11 protein-coding genes are annotated in these 17,538 nt (G+C 53.3%); 2 read left to right on the top strand and 9 right to left on the bottom strand.

Translation table 11 applies throughout. The features are described from left to right. Positions 1-60 precede the first annotated feature (60 nt). The 9 genes from B7994_RS04115 to B7994_RS04075 all read right to left on the bottom strand — a co-directional run bounded on the left by B7994_RS04115 (position 61) and on the right by B7994_RS04075 (position 15,597). The gene (locus tag B7994_RS04115; RefSeq protein WP_088637179.1) at positions 61-1,437 is read right to left on the bottom strand and encodes an FISUMP domain-containing protein; all 1,377 of its coding nucleotides are present in this window, start codon (positions 1,435-1,437) and stop codon (positions 61-63) included. Between the two features lie 81 nt (positions 1,438-1,518). After that, a complete protein-coding gene (locus B7994_RS04110) occupies positions 1,519-2,190 on the bottom strand; it encodes a fibrobacter succinogenes major paralogous domain-containing protein (protein WP_088637178.1) in 672 nt (223 codons plus the stop codon). Positions 2,191-2,405: 215 nt separating this feature from the next. Next, on the bottom strand, positions 2,406-3,689 hold the full coding sequence (gene glyA, locus B7994_RS04105) for a serine hydroxymethyltransferase (RefSeq protein ID WP_088637177.1): 1,284 nt from the start codon (positions 3,687-3,689) through the stop codon (positions 2,406-2,408). Between the two features lie 71 nt (positions 3,690-3,760). Beyond that, complete coding sequence (locus tag B7994_RS04100; protein ID WP_158213071.1) at positions 3,761-5,434, bottom strand: right-handed parallel beta-helix repeat-containing protein; 1,674 nt, start codon at positions 5,432-5,434, stop codon at positions 3,761-3,763. Continuing rightward, positions 5,427-6,350 carry a TIGR02147 family protein gene (locus B7994_RS04095; RefSeq protein WP_088637175.1) on the bottom strand — a complete coding sequence of 308 codons (924 nt, stop codon included), beginning with the start codon at positions 6,348-6,350 and terminating at the stop codon, positions 5,427-5,429. Before B7994_RS04095 ends, B7994_RS04100 begins: the two co-directional genes overlap by 8 nt. 120 nt (positions 6,351-6,470) lie before the next feature. Further along, on the bottom strand, positions 6,471-8,207 hold the full coding sequence (locus tag B7994_RS04090; RefSeq protein WP_088637174.1) for a GDSL-type esterase/lipase family protein: 1,737 nt from the start codon (positions 8,205-8,207) through the stop codon (positions 6,471-6,473). Between the two features lie 2 nt (positions 8,208-8,209). Then, positions 8,210-10,033, bottom strand: a complete 1,824-nt coding sequence (locus B7994_RS04085) for a GDSL-type esterase/lipase family protein (protein ID WP_088637173.1) — start codon at positions 10,031-10,033, stop codon at positions 8,210-8,212. Between the two features lie 27 nt (positions 10,034-10,060). Next, positions 10,061-12,604, bottom strand: a complete 2,544-nt coding sequence (locus B7994_RS04080; protein ID WP_198957818.1) for a rhamnogalacturonan lyase — start codon at positions 12,602-12,604, stop codon at positions 10,061-10,063. Between the two features lie 74 nt (positions 12,605-12,678). Next, positions 12,679-15,597 carry a carbohydrate-binding protein gene (locus B7994_RS04075; protein ID WP_158213070.1) on the bottom strand — a complete coding sequence of 973 codons (2,919 nt, stop codon included), beginning with the start codon at positions 15,595-15,597 and terminating at the stop codon, positions 12,679-12,681. Positions 15,598-15,864: 267 nt separating this feature from the next. Here B7994_RS04075 and B7994_RS04070 point away from each other — a divergent pair, with 267 nt between their 5' ends. Both B7994_RS04070 and B7994_RS04065 read left to right on the top strand, forming a co-directional pair. Then, complete coding sequence (locus tag B7994_RS04070) at positions 15,865-16,878, top strand: YihY/virulence factor BrkB family protein (protein WP_088637172.1); 1,014 nt, start codon at positions 15,865-15,867, stop codon at positions 16,876-16,878. Further along, positions 16,850-17,482 carry a hypothetical protein gene (locus B7994_RS04065; RefSeq protein ID WP_233143001.1) on the top strand — a complete coding sequence of 211 codons (633 nt, stop codon included), beginning with the start codon at positions 16,850-16,852 and terminating at the stop codon, positions 17,480-17,482. Before B7994_RS04070 ends, B7994_RS04065 begins: the two co-directional genes overlap by 29 nt. Positions 17,483-17,538 lie beyond the last annotated feature (56 nt).

Raw genomic sequence — 17,538 nt, 5'->3', positions numbered from 1 at the left:
CAAGCATCGCCGCACAAGCAAGAATTCCAAGCCAAAGGGAACGCATATTTCCTCCTAAAGTTAGTCCTTAACGCAACGGACGGATAAAGCATCAAACTTATCATATTCATCTGTTTCAACTTCATCTAAACGATAACTAAATCTTATACCCCAGGCCTTCGAATTAGAGTAACTCAGAGACGTCCACATATATGCAAGATATTCCCCCCAACTAAAATTTCCATTATCAGCATTCCTAAGACCAGCCGGCAACGCCGAAAAACCAAAAGCATCCGTACCTACGCGATCTTTAAAAGTAGTCGTTTTCAGAAGTTTACCCGCCACAAATTTTCCTCCAGCGGTTTGATACAGGTCTTCAACATCTAAAGCACTGGGCAAATGCCACCCCTCAGGGCAAGCCGTATCAGCATCTTCCCATACGTAAAGACGCCCTTTTTTTTCGCAATATTCGGAGGAATCTTCATAACAGAAACTGCTATCCGTCTCATAATTCAAATTCTCCGCCATCCACCACAGGGTATCAATTTTCACGGTTTTGTATGCCTGGCCATCGCGGGAATCTATCAATTCGCCGTATTCGCAGTTATCTTCAGTTTCCGTTCTGCATCCAAGCGACGAGATATCAATTTTTTTATCCGAAGGGTCATCCTTCAAACAGCGAACCATAATCCTCGAGTTCTTGCCATAGTATTCCCAAGACGCGGAGTCTCCGGTGCATGATAAACTTATAGCATATGCTTGATTTTCATTGCGTTCTGTAGCACTCCAAAATACAGCATAATAACCTTTCCCGGAAGTAAAACCATCTGCATACACCATACCATCCATTCTCGCCGAAAAACCATAGGCATCTGGAGTTTTTCCGCATCGCCAAGGATACTCATTCCACAAACTCATCAGGGATCCAGCATTATACCTACCGCCTACAGCAGCGATTAGCGTATTCCATTCAGTAGTATCCGGCAGATGCCAGCCTTCTGGGCACGCACCACGAAAAACGCCTAATCCTGGGTTGCACAACCAGCTATTACAGTCATCCTCAAGACGTTCTCCCACCGCATCTGACCAATTCGTATATCTGGATTTGGTTCCATTACTCAAATTATCATCCATCCAGATCTGGGAGCCAATGGTGACGGACGTGATAGTCGCGTCGCTATCAGGCCACAATTTATACTCGCATATATCTGTACTATCGGTCTTACACGGAATAGCCAAAGTCACAGAACTAGAAGAAGACTTCGCCGAACTGTTCGTCATGGCGGCATCCGAGCCGCCATCTCCCTGCTTTTTACTGGACGAAGACCCGTCGTCGCAGTCCTTACACAAACTCGAAGACGAACCGCCCGAAGGACGTGTCACAAAATCGCTATCGTCGTCACCGCAGGCAGCAAGCATCGCCGCACAAGCAAGAATTCCAAGCCAAAGGGAACGCATATTTCCTCCTGTTATTTACTTGAAATATAAGAAAAAGCCCCCGGCTTTGAACCGAGGGCCAATTTACTTTAGCTTATTTGGTCAAAAAAGGTATTTTAGACACCACATTATATATTGACAGAATGATATAAAAATCCCTACGAGCGTCGTTCTCTTTTTCACCTCTAAACCTTTGATACAACGGACAGAGTGTCCGGTGTCCTTGTTGCCGTTACCCAGGCCTGCAATGTCGTCGTGGTAGTGCAAGTTCATACTGTACGCGATACCATCATCAGTAGAACCCCAGAAGAACGCATAAAGGCCCTCTTCACGGTAAATCCCACCGTTGTCGGACCATTCGCCAGCAGGCAACGCCGTGAACAAGTAGGCATCCGTACCATTGCCGCTTTCCCCTTCATCGTCATCCCAGCCGCTAGTGGACTTGAGCATCTTGCCTGCTGTACTAGAACCGCCAACAGTAGAAACTAGCTCTTTAAATTCGACCTCTGTCGGCAAATGCCAGCCGCTCGGACAAGCGGTTTTCGCAGCAGCCCAAGTGTAAAGGCGACCGTACTTGGTGCAGTTGGACACGCTATCCTTGTAGCAGTAGGAATTTGCTGTCTCGTAGTTCAAGTTCTCCGCCATCCAAACCTGATTGCCGATTTTCACCGTCCTGTAAGTTTGACCATCACGAGAATCAGTCAAGATGCCGCAAAGAGCGTCCGTCGCAAACAACAACGCAAGCAAAGCAATAATGGCAAAAGAACGATTCATAGAAAATCCTTGTGAATTCTATGAATATACATTTTCCTTGCCAAAGGCAAAAAGCCCCGGCGGTGTGCCGGGGCAAATTTCTATTAACAGCCGCGCTCGTTTATTGCGCACGAGCGGTTACGATTGTGAGCAACAAACGCCTCGTATTAACGAGGCGTGGTTGCGAGAGCGAGCGCAGACCGGAGCAATTTAATCCCCTAGTCTAGCGCGAGCGGTTATTTATAAAGCGGGTGCTTCTTGCAGAGAGCCACGATTTCTTCGCGGATCTTGGCGAGAGCGGCATCGTCGTCCTTGGCCTGGATGGCGCGGTCGATAATGCGAGCCACTTCGCGGGTGTCTTCTTCGTCGAAGCCACGGGTCGTGATAGCGGCAGTACCGAGACGCACACCGGACGGGTCCATCGGCTTGCGCGGATCGAACGGGATGGTAGAACGGCTGCAGGAGATGCCGACCTTTTCCATGGCCACTTCGGCTTCCTTACCGGAAACGCCCTTGGAAGTCATATCGACAACGATGAGGTGGTTGTCGGTGCCATCGCTAATCACCTTGTAGCCGAGTTTCTGCATTTCGGCACACATGGCCTGAGCGTTCTTGATGACGTTCTTCGCGTAGGTCTGGAATTCCGGCTGCAAAGCTTCGAGGAATGCAACGGCCTTACCGGCGTTGATGTGGTCGTGCGGACCACCCTGCATGCCCGGGAACACGCCCTTGTCGATTTCCTTGGCCAGGGAAACTTCCTTGAGTTCGCCCTTCACCATCTTCTGGATGGTGCGGTCCTTGCACATGATGATAGCGGAACGCGGGCCACGGAGAGTCTTGTGGGTCGTGGTCGTCACGATGTCGAAGTACGGCACCGGAGAATCGATTGCCTTACCGGCGATGAGGCCAGCGACGTGAGAAATGTCGGCCATGGTGAGGGCGCCGACTTCGTCAGCGATTTCCTTGAAGCGCTTCCAGTCGAGGTTACGGCTGTAGGCAGAGAAACCGGCGAGGATCATCTTCGGCTTTTCGCGGAGAGCAATTTCGCGGACCTTGTCCATGTCGATGCGGCCAGTTTCCTTATCGACTTCGTACTGCACGAAGTTGTAGAGCATGCCGGAGAAGTTCACCGGATGGCCGTGAGAAAGGTGTCCACCGTGGTCGAGCTTGAGGCCGAGGACCTTGTCGCCCGGTTTGAGGACGGCGAAGTACACGGCAGCGTTGGCCGGAGAACCGGACAGCGGCTGGATGTTCACATGGTCGCAACCAAAGAGTTTCTTGCAACGTTCGATGGCCAATGCTTCCATCTTGTCGATCACTTCGTTACCACCGTAGTAGCGCTTGCCCACATAGCCTTCGCTGTACTTGTTGGTCAGCACGGAGCCCATGGCTTCCATGACGGCCTTGGAGGTGTAGTTTTCAGAAGCGATGAGCTCGATGCCATATTCCTGGCGTTCGGCTTCTTCCTGAATGATGTTGTAGATTTCCGGATCGGTCTGTTGCAGTGTAGATTTGAGCATTTAGCTACTCCTTGGGATTTTGTACGGCCCAAATATAGTAAAAAAAGCTAAACGCGACCGAAATCGACCGACTACCGAGCTCCGCTACCGGTTTTCACGGACCAAGCGTTATCCGCATCGGCGATATCGACACCGTACTTGTAATCGGGCTTGTAGCCAAGGGCGTCGCCGTCAAGGGCATCGCCTGCCGTAAGCAGGTTATCCTTCATCGAGACAAAGCCGACAGTCGAATCCACCGGAGAGCCGTCCTCGTTATACCAGCGGTAGAGCGTCACGGGCATCTCGTTGTTGAAGATGTTGTTTTCGACAAGGCAGCGGGCCGAATCCGAGCAGACCACGCCCGACTTTTCGACGCCGTCGAAGAAGTTGTTGTAGGCATGCAGCTCTCCCCCATGCGAGAGGATACCGTCATTGCTCAGGCCAGCGAAATAGTTGTGGTGCGCCGTAAGGTTCTGCGAGGTTTCCTTGATGATATCGCCCGCAAGCCCAAAGAGCACGCCCGTCTGCGCGTTCTCGAAGCGCGACCAGGAGATGGTCACCCCGTAGGAGCCGCGCTTCACGTCGAGTTCCACCAGCGGGTATTCCTCGAAGGTGCAGTGGTCCACCCACACGTTGTGCGTGCCGTTATGGATGGAGAGCGCCCTGCGGGAACTCGTGTCCAGCACCGTAATCGCGGGGGCAGCAAACGTGATATTCTCGAAAACAAGGTTGCTAGAGCCGTCGGTCAGCACGCCCATGCCCGCAATGCGCACATCGCGGCCACGACCGTCAAAAGTCTTGTCTTTCTTGAGGCGGAGCGGGGACTGCAGGTTGTACGTTCCGCTCTCCTTGAACAGCACCCACGTGGGGCCTTCGCGGTAGGCGCAGTCACGCAGCGAACCCGGAGCGATTACGGCCTTCGTCGCGGCGACACCCGCGGAATCCACCTCCGTCGTATCTTCAACAATCAGGTAGTCTTCCGTCGTCGTCACAATGCAGATTTCGCCTTCTGCCTCGGAGATATTGCCGAGGCTATCGGTAACGCCTGCAGCTCCGAGAGTACCGACGGCATAGCCCTCTATCTGCGAAAGCAGTGCGGCATGCTCGCTCCAGTCCTTCTCGGGGAACTTGCTCGAATCGACATCTTGCGACTTGAATACCTTGATTTCAGATTCCGGGTCCGTGCAGTCTACATACAACGTATCGCCCGGAGCGAACTCCAGCGTAACGGAATTGTTTACCAGCGTATCGGCAAAATTGACCTTGAAATCACCCAAAGGGAGAGAATCGATAACAAAGTGCCCCGTGCTGTCGGGAACCACATAGCGGTCAAGCCCGGCAACGCGAATTACCGGAGCGCTCCTGCCCAAGAAAACGAAGCCTTCGATAGTAGAAAGTTCACCGAGCTTCACGGTATCGACCTTGGAGGTATTCGTATCGAGCGAAATGTTCAGCACAGCACCCGAGGCAACGGAGCCTTTCACGTTACGGACTTCCACCGCGTAGTCACCCGGTTCTGCCGTCATTTCCACAAAGCCGTTCCCGTCGGAAGCAGTCCACTCTGCATCATTTACGCCATCGCTCAGGTAATCATCGGGGAGCACGCGCACGCGGGCATTTGCCGCCGGAGTGCCGTCAGCAAGCTGCACCTGCAGGGCAATCGTCGATTCGGCCTCGGTACCGCCGGCCACCTTCCCGTCGTTACTGCAAGCGGCAAGCGCAAGCAGCATGGCAACAGACGCCGGAATAAAAGCATGCCTAGACATGGTCCACCTCCCCGGCATCCTTGCCGCCTTCAAGCTGTTTCTGGTCCAGAGCCTCCTGCCCGCGGATACGCCTCTTGCGGCCTCGCCTCTGCGGTGGCGGGTACGGGTCCGAAAGCGGGAACAGCTGCATCCCCAGCTGGAAAACTCGATTGGGCTTTTCGCACTGCGAAACCTTTGCAAGAATCTCTCGGCGGAAACGGCGGACCATTTCTACCAGTTCGCTATACGTCGTCTCGTCGCAGGCAAACGCGAGCGTCGAAAGGTTACGTTCCGTCTTGTCGAAACGGTCCATCGCCGTCTGGGCTACGTCCAAATTCTGCTGAATGTATGAATTCACCGCTGTGCTGTACGATTCAGAGCCGCTAGAAATCAGGCCCTGCGTCTGCTCGTAAAAGCCTGTCTCGGGATTCTTCTTGATCATCGAGAGGCGTTCGAGCAACGCGATGGAAGACTTCACCTGGCTTGCGGTAATCGGCGGGCGCACCATGAGCCCAAGAGCGGCATCGTCGCCCACGTAGGGGTAGAACGTCACCAGTTCACGGATAACGGCATGGTACCAATGGTCAAAATATTCGAACTGGTCCTTCGCCAAATCCTCGACCTTGCACTCCTTTGTCGCCACAAGCTTTTCAAGGTACTGGCGGCTCTCGGAATGGGTTTTCGCCTGGTTGAAGGCCACCATATTTGCAAAATACGACTTTTCACGCGCATCGTTGCAGAAGATATCGGCAAACACGCTCACCATGCGTTCGGTGAGGTTGCGTTTGCCTTGCAGAATCTTATTGAACATCGAAGAATCGAAACCCGCCTTGTCGGCGATATACCGGTGGCTAAAGCGCCAGTCGCTAGCATGGCGTTCCTCGTAGGCATCCCTTAAAAAGTCTCGGTAATTCAAATATTCAAAAAGATTAATCATAGTGTAAAATCAGCCTGTTTCGTTGTTTTAGAAGGAATATAGCAAATTAGTCCACAAACCGTACAATAAAAAAGTCCACACCGTGAATCCTGTAAGCCCGCGCACATACACTCACGGTGCTTAGCGATTAAAGGTCCTTATTGCGGGGTACTTGCGCGCCTTCGTCGAAGCCGGGAGTTCCCGCCCGAGGGCATTGAACGACTTGCCCACCTTGGGCTGCAATTGCATCTCGCGGACAGGCGCAATGCGCACCGGCGGAACAGAATCGTTTGCCACCTTCGCGGGCTTGCATCCGGTGCGGTACACGCCCTTGATGTCAAAAGCAATCATGTCGATATTCGGGCCACCATCTGCCGAGGCCGAAGCAAGCTTCACCTTAAAGTCAAGCGCATCGACCCACACATCTTCAATGTAGACCGTATCCCACTTGTCCCAGCTTCCGGTAGACTTGAATGTCACATCGTACTCACCATTATCGACAGTCAGCTTCATGTCTCGATCCGTGTTTCCCTGAAACGAATAGCGAATCATTACGCGCGCGTTCGATGCGGACTGGTCCGAAGTCACATTGTAAGTAGCCGTGCTATAGGCGGAGTTGTCAAAGTTAAAGAAGCCCTGGCCCGTAAAGCCTTCATGATTCGCCTCGGTCCAGCCATCTCCCGCTTCGGGACTAGCCATGTCAATCGGAGACGGCCAAGCTGCATCGGCAACACCCGTAAAGCAAAGCGCCGTGTCAATGGAACCCGACGATTCCGGGCCCTCGGAACTCGAAGAAGTCGGAGTATCGCCAGAATTTTCTTCGCCGTGCGAAGTCGGCTGGCAGGCGGGCCCACCGTCAAAGACAGCCGTATAGGTTGCCGCGCGGTAGAGGGTCTTTTTGCCGTAGTAGTTCGAATCGGCAGAAAGCTTATTACAGTCGTCATCGTACCAGCCAACGAACTTCTTGCCAAAGCTGCCAGGGCTTACATGCAAGGTAAGCGGAGCGCCGCCGGGGAGCTGCTGGTTATGCGTAATGAGGCCCTTGCTGTTCGAAATATTCGCCTTGACCGTAAATGCGAAACGCGGCTTGAGGGAGGACACGAGCTGTGTCAAATTCGCCTTGTTGTCGGCAGAGATGTACGATTCATTTTTCAGGGCGCTTTCAAGTTCCTCGGCAATCCACTGGCAGTGAGCAATGGAGCCCGATTCCTGGAAGTGCGTCGTTCCGTCGTTGGTGACACCATCCGGGTAATTCGGGTATTCTCCCTTTAGGAACATCTTGAACTGGTAGCGGGAAACATACGCCGGGTCCCAGCTCTTGCTATAAGCATTGTAGGATTTTGCATTCAGGTTCACGTAGACGGCGCCATTTTTCTTGGCAAGTTCCTCCATCTTGCCGACAACGTTGTATTCAGTAAAGATATTGCGGCCGTTGGCCCCCATATTCATGTTCATCGGGGTCACATACACTAGAGTTGCGCCCGCACCCTTAGCCACATCGGCATACTGCTGTAGCCAGTAGCCAAGCGAATCAAAGGGGACCTCACGAGGTTTGCTTCCAAAATAGCGGTCGTTATGCCCGAACTGAACCATCATGACATCGCCCTTCTGGAGATTCTTCTTCACTTCGTCTAGGCGACCTTCCTGCACGAACGTCTTGGAGCTGCGACCACCGATAGCATAGTTCACCACCTGGACGCGGGAACCGTCAAAGAAACTCCCCAGAATCTGTCCCCAACCTGTTTGCGGGTAAGCATTGTCCTTGTAGTTGCAAACCGTAGAGTCGCCAATCACGTGAACCTTGAAACTCGTGGAATCGCTCACGGCGACACCCGCGAACACCAAGGCAGCAAGGAGATATTTAATTATGCGACGCATCCTTACCTCACCTTTGCATATGTTGCGACAAACTTAGAACTACCATCACGGACCACAACGCGGTACAGGCCGTTCGCGCGCACGAGCGTCGAGAGATTCACCTCGCCCGCAGCCATAACCTTGCGAACCACCAGGCGGCCACGCATGTCAAACACACTCACGTCAGCATCGCGCACCAGCGAAAGCACAGCGCCACGGAGCCTTACTCCCGCATTTGCAGCAATCGCATGCAAGGCAATCGTCGTATCCGTAGTATCGCTTACCTCGGGGCAGCCTTCACTCACACGGCATACATCGTCAATACTGAACCCGAAGGCATCGATATTCGGCGCACCGTCACTCGTAAGCGAAATAAACTTGAGTTCCGCCTCGCCGAGCGGGGCATCCATCACCACGTAAGCGGTATCCCAGTTTTCCCAACCACCTGTAGGCGGTGCGCTCACGTAGTAGTCGTGATCCAGGTACGCGTTGAACATGCGGTCAGAAGTTCCTCCGTTCGCATAGCGTACCGCGAGCGTCACGTAACCCGCACCGGGGAACTTCATCTTGTAAGTGGCAAAGGAGTTCTTCTCATTCGCCATGTTGAAGAAACCGAGACCCGTATGCGCCCAGTTGGTATCCGAAGTTCCAAGTCCCGAATCCGGCTTGTAGGCATCAAAGAACTTCTTGATGTTCTTGTCTACCGGCACCGTCGATTCCTGGCTACCGTCCATCGGGGTAAACGGCACGAAGGTCACATCGTCGAGGCTCTTCGGGGTCGTCGTCGGGAACGCCGTCAAGGCAGCGCCATCACCCTCGTACTTCTGCGCCGTACCGCCTTCATACACGGCAGTATACTGCGTCGCGGCACCCCTCATGGTAAACGTGTAGATGTACTGCGACTTCACTGTAGAAACCGCCTGCCCGCTCACCTTATTGCCGTTCCCGTCATACCAGCCAAGGAACTTCTTGCCGCTCTTCGGGATAGTCTTGAGCATGACGGTCATGCCTTGCGGGTAGTAGGCGTTTATCGAAGTCGCCTCTGCAGCGCCCTCCGGCGAAACCTTCACGCTCACCTGGTACATAGGCGCCATGTAGTCGCCCAGCTTCTTTACCAGCGGGTCGGAATGTGCACGCATCTGTTCGGTAATGATGCGGCCGAAAGCGTTCGCGCCGTTCATCTGCAGGTGAACCTGATCAGCCTGGTCGCTCTTGAGGTTAGAATACTCCGCGCTCGTCGCATAGTTGAAAATAAACTGCTGCGCGTAGCTCTCGCCCACCGAAATCATGTAGTTCGCGACCATCTCGCTCATGTCGATGAACGGGATGTTCAGGGAATCCGCAATCGCCTTCGCGCGAGCCGGGTAGCCGCGGTAGCTGTTGTGGATGGCCGTCGGAGAATCGTAATAGCAGCGGCGTATCGGGCTCATGATAATCGGGTACGCCCCCTTCGCCTGGGCCTCCTTCGCCATCGTGCTCATCGCGACGGTAAACTTCGCCTCGTCGCTCTTGCTCACATCGTTGATGCCGAACTGGATTACGGCATAGTCGCCCGCCTGCAATTTTTCCACAATGCAGTTACCGGCAGAGCAACCCTTTTTCCAGAACATGTCGTAGTAGCCGTCGGCAGCCATGCCACCCTGACCGCGGTTCACGACCTCCGCCTTGGTTGCATCGAACCAGTAATGGAAATCCTGGCCCTGGCCCTGCTTGGGGCAGTAGCCTGCAGCCCAGTCCTGCATGGTGGAGTCACCACACATGTAGATGGTCACCTTCGCCAGCGCAAGCGGGGCGACAAACATCGATGCAATTACGGCAGACTGCCAGATTCTAGTAAAACAGTTCATAACATCCCATTTCCCATTTTTAGTTACTTATTCTTTTTTTATCCTGAAAAGTCCCTTCTGCTGGATCGCCCCGTCACGTTTCACCTTCACGACGTACATTCCCTCCGGGAGAACACCACGGTCAAGAGCAAGTTTGCTCTCGCCCGCCTGCACATAGCCGGAAACAGAACCACGCACGGTGCCGGCAACATCGTAGAACAGGACCTCGACAAAGCCTGGAACCGGAGTGAAAAGCGCTCCCGTTGCCGGGCGGTAGAAGAGTCCACCTCCAAGGCGAACCAGCGCAATAGATTCCTTACCCGTACCGGACGAATCCGGCTCCTTCACGACGATTTCGCCCTTGGTCGATACATTTCCCGCCTTGCTGCCCACAGTCGTCACCGTGTACTTGAAGGTTCCAACCTTTTTCGGCTTGCCAGATATCTTGACCGTCTGCGCTGCAGAATCGACCTTGGCAGAGACTCCAGACGGAAGGCCTTCTACCTTGACGCCGGTACAGAACAGGTAGTCGAAACTAATGGACTTTATCTTTTCGCCCAACGTAACAGTCTGCTTTTGCTTTCCGCCTCCGTTCTTGATAAGGACAGCATCGGGATCCACGACAAAATCATTTTCACCCACCGTGTAGACATTGGGCTTCGTGAGTTTCTGGACCATGTCGGGCAGGTAGTAGCTCGGGTGCGGCGGCAAGTTGTACGCCGTGTTCTGCCATGCGACTGCCTGGCGGTACTGGGCGTCGTGCATCAGCGTGTAAAGGCGGTGCGGAGTCGTCACCGGAGTGGAGAGAATATAAATCTTGGACGAATCGCGTTCCGAACGGAAAATCATTTCTTCGCGCCAGTCGCCGAAAAGGTCTGCCACAAGGCCCGGGAAGTTCTTGGTACTCTGATTTCCAATCAGGCCGAGCGTCGAATCTCCTTGAAAATAAGTCTCGATCGTTCTCTTTACTGAATTGAACTTGTGAACAACAGGGCCATCCAAAAGTTCATCCTGCAAGTCGCCGTCGAAATAAATCCTGAAACTCGTCGGAACCAAAGATCCTAAATATCCAAACTCTTCACCGTCCGGTACGAGAGACGAATCAAGCTTGATCGGGGTTCCCTTAGCAGAATGGATGTCGTTTACAATGTAAGACCACATCTCGTAGCCGCGAGAAGCAGAATCGATGTCGGCAACCATGGCACGGCCATTTTCCTTAATCAATGTAGGTTTGTCACCAAAAATGATATTGCCCTTGTCATCGCGGAATTCGGCGATGTACTCGGCACTGTCATAATCCGAATGGATTGCCCATACTTCGCGGCCAGCATGGTCCGGATCAAAATCGCCAACATAGGCGGCGTAGCCGTAACCAAGGCCTGTCGAGTAACGGAGGGTTCCATCACTATTCAGGGCCGCACCACCATAGACAATTTCATCCTTGCCATCGTCATCGAGGTCGCCAACAACTATATTGAGGTTGCCCTGACGGAAAAGCCCCTCGCCCGGAGTTTCAGACTTGTGGAACCAGCGCTGCTTCAAGTTTTTGCCGTCAAAGTCGAAAGCCACCACGTAGGCCGCCGTATAGTAGCCGCGGGCAGTAATCAGGCTCGGGTGCACGCCATCGAGGTAGGCGGTCGCCGCCAAAAAACGGTCACAGCGGTTACCGTACTTGTCACCCCAGTTGAGGCCCAAGGAATCATAGGGGCCAAACGCCCTGATATCGCGCGACGGAACGTAATCAATCGTCGTAATCTCGGCACCGTCAGAACCCCTGAACACCGTCAAGTATTCAGGACCTTCAATAATAATTCCCGATTCATTGCGGTAATCCTTGGTAGAATCCCCGATAACCTTGCCCTTGCCGTCGATAGTTCCGTCACCGGTCTTCACAATCATTTCGGCCTTGCCATCGCCATCGTAGTCAAAAACCTGGAACTGCGTGTAGTGCGCACCCGCACGGATATTCCTGCCAAGGCTTATTCGCCAGAGCTTAGTACCGTCAAGTTCGTAGGCATCGATAAAGACCGTTCCCGTGTACGAACCAACCATGGACTGGGAGTTGTCCTTGTAGTTGTCCGGAATCCACTTTACGACAAGTTCGTATTCACCATCGCCATCCAGGTCACCGACACTCATGTCGTCCGGATAGTAATTGCAGACCGTATTATCGGAATCAGGCATTACCTGGCTTGCGGGGCGGTCCAGCTTGAGAACCTTGTACGGAACGGATTTACCCTTATCCACCACCGTCGAATCTAGGACGATGGAGGGTTCCAGCTTCGGGCCTTCCTTGCCACCCACAACGGCTGCGACAGCGTACTTGGAAGTAACTTTGCCGGCGGCATCCAGGTAGTTGGTGCCAGCATTGCTCCCGATGGTAGCGATTTTTTCACCGTCGCGGTAGAGGTTGAACTCCGTGCCGGAATCTTCCGTACCAAGCAGGCGCCACGAGACGAGCATGCCGGACTTGCCCACGTTCGAGACGAGAAGGCCACGGTTTATCGCCTCCATTTGGCGGGGAAGCGCGAAGGATTGGAGCGGGAGCGCAATAAGTAGCGCAAGGATAGCGAAATAAGGATGTTTAGCCATAACTATGCCTTACATTTATTGGTTAAGTTCCAAAACATCCTTACCTTAAGTAATAATACTATTTTTGCGCGTTTCTAATTCCTAAACACACTCTTCTGCATCAATTTCCCGTCAAGTTTGACCTTCACGACGTACAGGCCCTTCGGGAGCAGTTCGCGGTCAAGCGAAATTTCGCTCATTCCCGCCGTCACGTTCCTGGAAACGCCCAGGCGCATCGCACCGGACATGTCGTAGAAGTAAATTTCAGCAAGGCCTGCTTTCGGGGTGTACAACACACCCGTCGAGGGGTTGAACACCATTCCACGCACAGAAGCTGCAACAGGCTTTATCGTGGTCTGCTCGTCGACCTGGCCCGCATAGGCGCTCACGCCTTCGATATCGAAGTAGAACATATCCACATTCGCGCCACCATCGGCAGTCGTCGACTTAAGCGTAATCGTATTGAGTCCCTTTGCCAAATCAATCTTCGCATCGGTCGTAAGCCAAGTCGTCCAGCCGCCGGTCGCATCCATAGAGACTGTCCCTACCTTGACTCCGTTCACCACAAGTTCCATATCGCGTGCGGCACTGCCACCGTTTGCAAAGCGGATACTGATGGTGGTAGAAGCAGTATGCTCGGAATACAGGTTCCATGTTCCGTAGCTTGCAGTAGAGTTGTCGAAGTTGAAGTATCCCTTCTCGACAAAGCCCGTATTGGTCGTCTCGGACCAGCCAATTCCCGCATCCGGCGTAGAAGCATCGACCTTGGAAGCCTCCTTCTTCGTCGCAACCTCTTCAGCATTTCCCGGAGCAGCAACAGAGAGCACACCCTTCGCAGACGCGGCATCACCCTCACCACCTTCGGTTACAACGGTGTAGGCAAATACGCCCGCTTCCGTCGGAGTTCCCGAAATGGTCACGGTCGAACCCTCTACCTTCGCGGTCACGCCCTTCGGGAGTCCAGTCACCTTCACGCCGTCGCAGCCGATAAACTTGTAGCCGAAGCTCTCGATTGCATTACCTAGCAGGATTCCCTGGTTTTCAAGCCCATCGCCCACCTTCGAAATAGAAGGAGCGAGGCCCGCGACACCTTCAGTACCAAGCATGTAAATGTCGGGTTTCTTCAAGTTCTTCACCATGTCGGGCAGGTAATAGCTCGCATGAGGCGGCTGGTTATAGGCAACATTCTGCCAAGCGACACTCACGCGGTATTGCGGGTCGTGCATCAGCGTGTAGAGCCTGTGCGGAGTCGTCACGGGAGTCTGGAAAATCGTGATTGTCGAAGGATCCGTGCTGGAACGTGCAATGAATTCTTCGCGCCAGTCACCGAAGAGATCGGCTACAATACAGGGATTCGCCTTAGTGTAGTTGTTCAGAGTCGAACTATTCACTTCATAGAAGCTGAAGTAGCGATCGACGGTTTTCTTGCTGGAATTCCACTTTTCAATCTTTCCACCGCTGCCGCCACTGCCTGTAGCATCCAGCAGTTCGTCCTGCAGGTCACCGTCAAAGTAAATGCGGAAATTGACCGAAGGAGTCGTAGCCGAAAGCGTCGTTCCAGTTACCGTTCGGATTCCTCCGCTGGTTCCCGACCACATTTCAAAGCCACGATTCGTGGAATCGACATCGGCCGCCATGCCACGACCGTTATCGCAACCGACATGTTCGTTTCCGTTTTTATCCTTACATTTCAATGTACTTTGCAACGTTCCCCAGACAACATTGCCTTCCTTGTCCCGAAACTCTTCGCTGTACTTGTTGGTGGTTTCTTCGTGAACATCGTAAACTTCCAATCCCGGCTTGTCCGGGTCCATGTCGGACAGGTGCATGGCATCGCCATGGCCAAACCCGGTACGGTAAAGGAGGGTTCCGTCGTGCTTGAGTGCCGCAGAGCCCATAACAATTTCGTCAAAGCCATCGCCATCCAGGTCGCCAACGGAAAGGTTGTGGTTGCCTTCGCCGTAAAGCCCCTGCCCCTTCTTGTCGGAACTGTGCTGCCAGCGGGTCTTGAGTTCCTTGCCGTCAAAGTCATAGGCGGCCACAAAGAATTCGGTATAGTAACCGCGGCTCATGATCACACTCGGGTGAACCCCGTCGAGGTAGGCAATCGCCGCCAGCATGCGGTTGTCACGGTTGCCGTAGGTGTCGCCCGAAATCTTTCCACGGGCGGGCCAGTAGTTAATCGTATGGACAGCCTCGCCGGTATTTCCCTTGAACACCGTCAAGTACTCGTTACCCGACATGATGGTTCCCGAAGAGGTCCGGTAATCCTTGGAACCGTCGCCAATAACCTTGCCCTTGCCGTCGACCGTGCCGTCGGAGGTTTTCATCACGATTTCGGCAATACCGTCGCCATCCAGGTCGTAGACCATGAACTGCGTGTAATGGGCGCCGGCACGGATATTCTTGCCGAGGTCGATACGCCACAGGAGGGTTCCATCCATCTTCAAGCCGTCAATAAACACGGTACCCGTGTAACCCGACTGGGAATTGTCCTTGGAATTGTTCGGATCCCATTTGAGAACCAAATCCAGTTCGCCATCGCCATCCAGGTCGCCCACGCTCATGTCGTTGGGGCTGTAGCTGCATGTAGAGCCATCCGGCATCGTCTGGTCCTTTGGTACATTGAGCCCCTTGATGGTCTTGTACGGGAACCCCTTGCTGTTCTGATCCAACACAATAAGTGCACCTTCCGCCTTGCCTTCCTTGCCGTTCACCACGGCGGCAACCGTATACTTGGAAGTCGTCTTGCCTTCAGCATCCAGGTAGTTCGTGCCAGCAGTCTTTCCGATGGTGGCGATTTTCGTTCCGTCACGGTAAAGGTTGAATTCCGTGTCCGGATTCTCGGTGCCCAAGAGGCGCCAACTCACGAGCATACCCTTGCCCGTGTTCGCAACCGCAAGACCTCGCGAAAGTTTTTCCATCTGGCGGTTAGCAGCGAATGCGGGAACGGCAAGCCCGAAGGCAAGCACCATCCCCACGAAAGTCTTGAAACAACCTTCTTTGTGACCCATAATCAATCCCATAATGAACCTTCCCTATCTATAGGTAATTTAATTCCAAAAGCGGACAACGGCACACCAATCCGTAGCCCCTTTCATAAATATATCTCTTTTTCAATAAAAAGTCTACATTATTTTCGTAAATTTTACAGAATTATTTAATTTCACTTTTGTAATAAAAATAAAACGTCCACATTTTAGTCATTTTTTTGGTAAAATGTGGACTTTATCCGGCAGACAAGCCCGAAATCTTGCCCCTTTTGCTAAATTTTGGCCAATATGCCCGATTGGTGGAAAAACTTTTCCTGGGAACGGCTGTTCGATAGTCTCGCCGCCCGTTCGCCCAAGGTAGTGAAAATCGCTGTCGTTACCGGCAAGTCGTTCCTGTATTATCACGGAATGACCCGTGCGGCATCGCTCACCTACACCACACTGGTGGCCATAGTTCCCCTGCTCATTTTGTTGACATCCATCACACTTGCGGTCGGCTTCGGCAACTTCATGAGCGACTACCTGCCCATTATTCTCGAAATGTTGGGTCTGGACTGGCCCACCGACCAAGTGCAGGCGATTGTCGAAAATGCGGAGCACATCCCCATCGGAAAGCTCGGATTCATCGGCGCCCTCGGCCTCTTTGCGACATTCATCCTCGCCTTCGGGAGTCTCGAGACGAACTTCAACGTCGTCTGGGAAGTCAAGACCTCCAGAACGGTCATCCGTCAGATCCAGGTCTACACCCCCTTCCTGCTCATTTTCGCGGGTATCATCGGAATGTTCGCCGGGTTCGTAAACCACGTGCAGAACGTGCTCTCGCTGATTATCGTGGACGGGTTCCACTTCTCGCCCGAGCTCCTGAAGATCCTCATTACCGCATTCTGGTACATCGCGTTCCACTTCGCCGCGATGCTGCTCATATTCCTGATGCTCCACGCACTCCCCGCCAGAAGCCTCAGGCAGCGTGAGACCGGCAAGGCGCCCCCCTACTCCAAGGCCAGGCTCTTCGCGGTTTCCCTCATGGCGACAGTCATTGCATGGATCTGCATCAACATCTACGTAAAAATTCTCATGCTCATCCAGAGCGCGATGGTAACCCGCATGTCCATCTTCTACGGGTCGCTCGCCTTTATCCCGCTGTTCCTGTTCTTGCTCTTTGGCGTGTGGTCCATCATCCTGTGCGCAAACAGCCTCGTATGGACCATCTGCTACTGGCCGGAATCCTCGCAAAAGAAATGGAACTGGACCGCAACCCTGGAGGACGTCCACAATGCAGAACAATCAGAAAAAAACGACTAGCATGGTGAAAAAGTTCGCCATCGCCACAATACTCATGCTCTTCGCGGCAACGTCCAGCTTTGCCGAACTCGCGGGCATGGGCGAAAACACCGCCACCAAGAGCGAGGAATCGAGCGACGGCATCAAGGCACTGTTCGGAATCTCCGGCGGCAACTCCATGATTACCGACGACGGAACCATCTTCATGAACCTCCGCATCGGTATCGACTTCCTCCCGCTCATCTCCGCCGGCGCATGGGTTTCCTCCATCATGAGCGACGTGAAGAACCACAACGTGAAGCAACAGCAGATGGTGAACTACAAGGCCTTCGGTGGCTTCGTGGAACTGTTCCCGCTGCGCATCGACAAGTTCTCCCTCTCCGTGCCTATCGAAATCGGCGGTGGCGCCGTCAGCGCGCTCGAACCCGATGACGAGGCCTACGAATCCGAAGACTACTTCTTTATCGCCGACATGGCGGTACACTTCAACTACCGCATCACGAAGATGCTCGAGGTTTCTATTGGCGGCGGCTACCGCATGTTTGCCGGCATCGAAGCAAACAACCTGGAAAACCTCGACTTCTGCACTCCGTTCGGGGAACTGCGCTTCACCGTCAGGGAGTAAATAATGTGAGATATGAAGTGTGAAATGTGTAATTACCCATTCCACACTACACATTA

This window comes from Fibrobacter sp. UWR2 (genome assembly GCF_002210285.1).
Lineage (GTDB): Bacteria > Fibrobacterota > Fibrobacteria > Fibrobacterales > Fibrobacteraceae > Fibrobacter.
Note: the sequence above shows the minus strand (reverse complement) of the source record. Positions and strands in the feature narration are given on the sequence as shown.

Excerpts from the sequence above, each read along its gene's own strand:
- B7994_RS04070 (WP_088637172.1), top strand. The coding sequence starts at position 15,865 with ATGCCCGATTGGTGGAAAAACTTTTCCTGGGAACGGCTGTTCGATAGT.
- B7994_RS04110 (WP_088637178.1), bottom strand. The coding sequence starts at position 2,190 with ATGAATCGTTCTTTTGCCATTATTGCTTTGCTTGCGTTGTTGTTTGCG.
- B7994_RS04090 (WP_088637174.1), bottom strand. The coding sequence starts at position 8,207 with ATGCGTCGCATAATTAAATATCTCCTTGCTGCCTTGGTGTTCGCGGGT.
- B7994_RS04085 (WP_088637173.1), bottom strand. The coding sequence starts at position 10,033 with ATGAACTGTTTTACTAGAATCTGGCAGTCTGCCGTAATTGCATCGATG.
- B7994_RS04095 (WP_088637175.1), bottom strand. The coding sequence starts at position 6,350 with ATGATTAATCTTTTTGAATATTTGAATTACCGAGACTTTTTAAGGGAT.
- B7994_RS04115 (WP_088637179.1), bottom strand. The coding sequence starts at position 1,437 with ATGCGTTCCCTTTGGCTTGGAATTCTTGCTTGTGCGGCGATGCTTGCT.
- glyA (WP_088637177.1), bottom strand. The coding sequence starts at position 3,689 with ATGCTCAAATCTACACTGCAACAGACCGATCCGGAAATCTACAACATC.
- B7994_RS04075 (WP_158213070.1), bottom strand. The coding sequence starts at position 15,597 with ATGGGTCACAAAGAAGGTTGTTTCAAGACTTTCGTGGGGATGGTGCTT.
- B7994_RS04080 (WP_198957818.1), bottom strand. The coding sequence starts at position 12,604 with ATGGCTAAACATCCTTATTTCGCTATCCTTGCGCTACTTATTGCGCTC.
- B7994_RS04065 (WP_233143001.1), top strand. The coding sequence starts at position 16,850 with ATGCAGAACAATCAGAAAAAAACGACTAGCATGGTGAAAAAGTTCGCC.
- B7994_RS04100 (WP_158213071.1), bottom strand. The coding sequence starts at position 5,434 with ATGTCTAGGCATGCTTTTATTCCGGCGTCTGTTGCCATGCTGCTTGCG.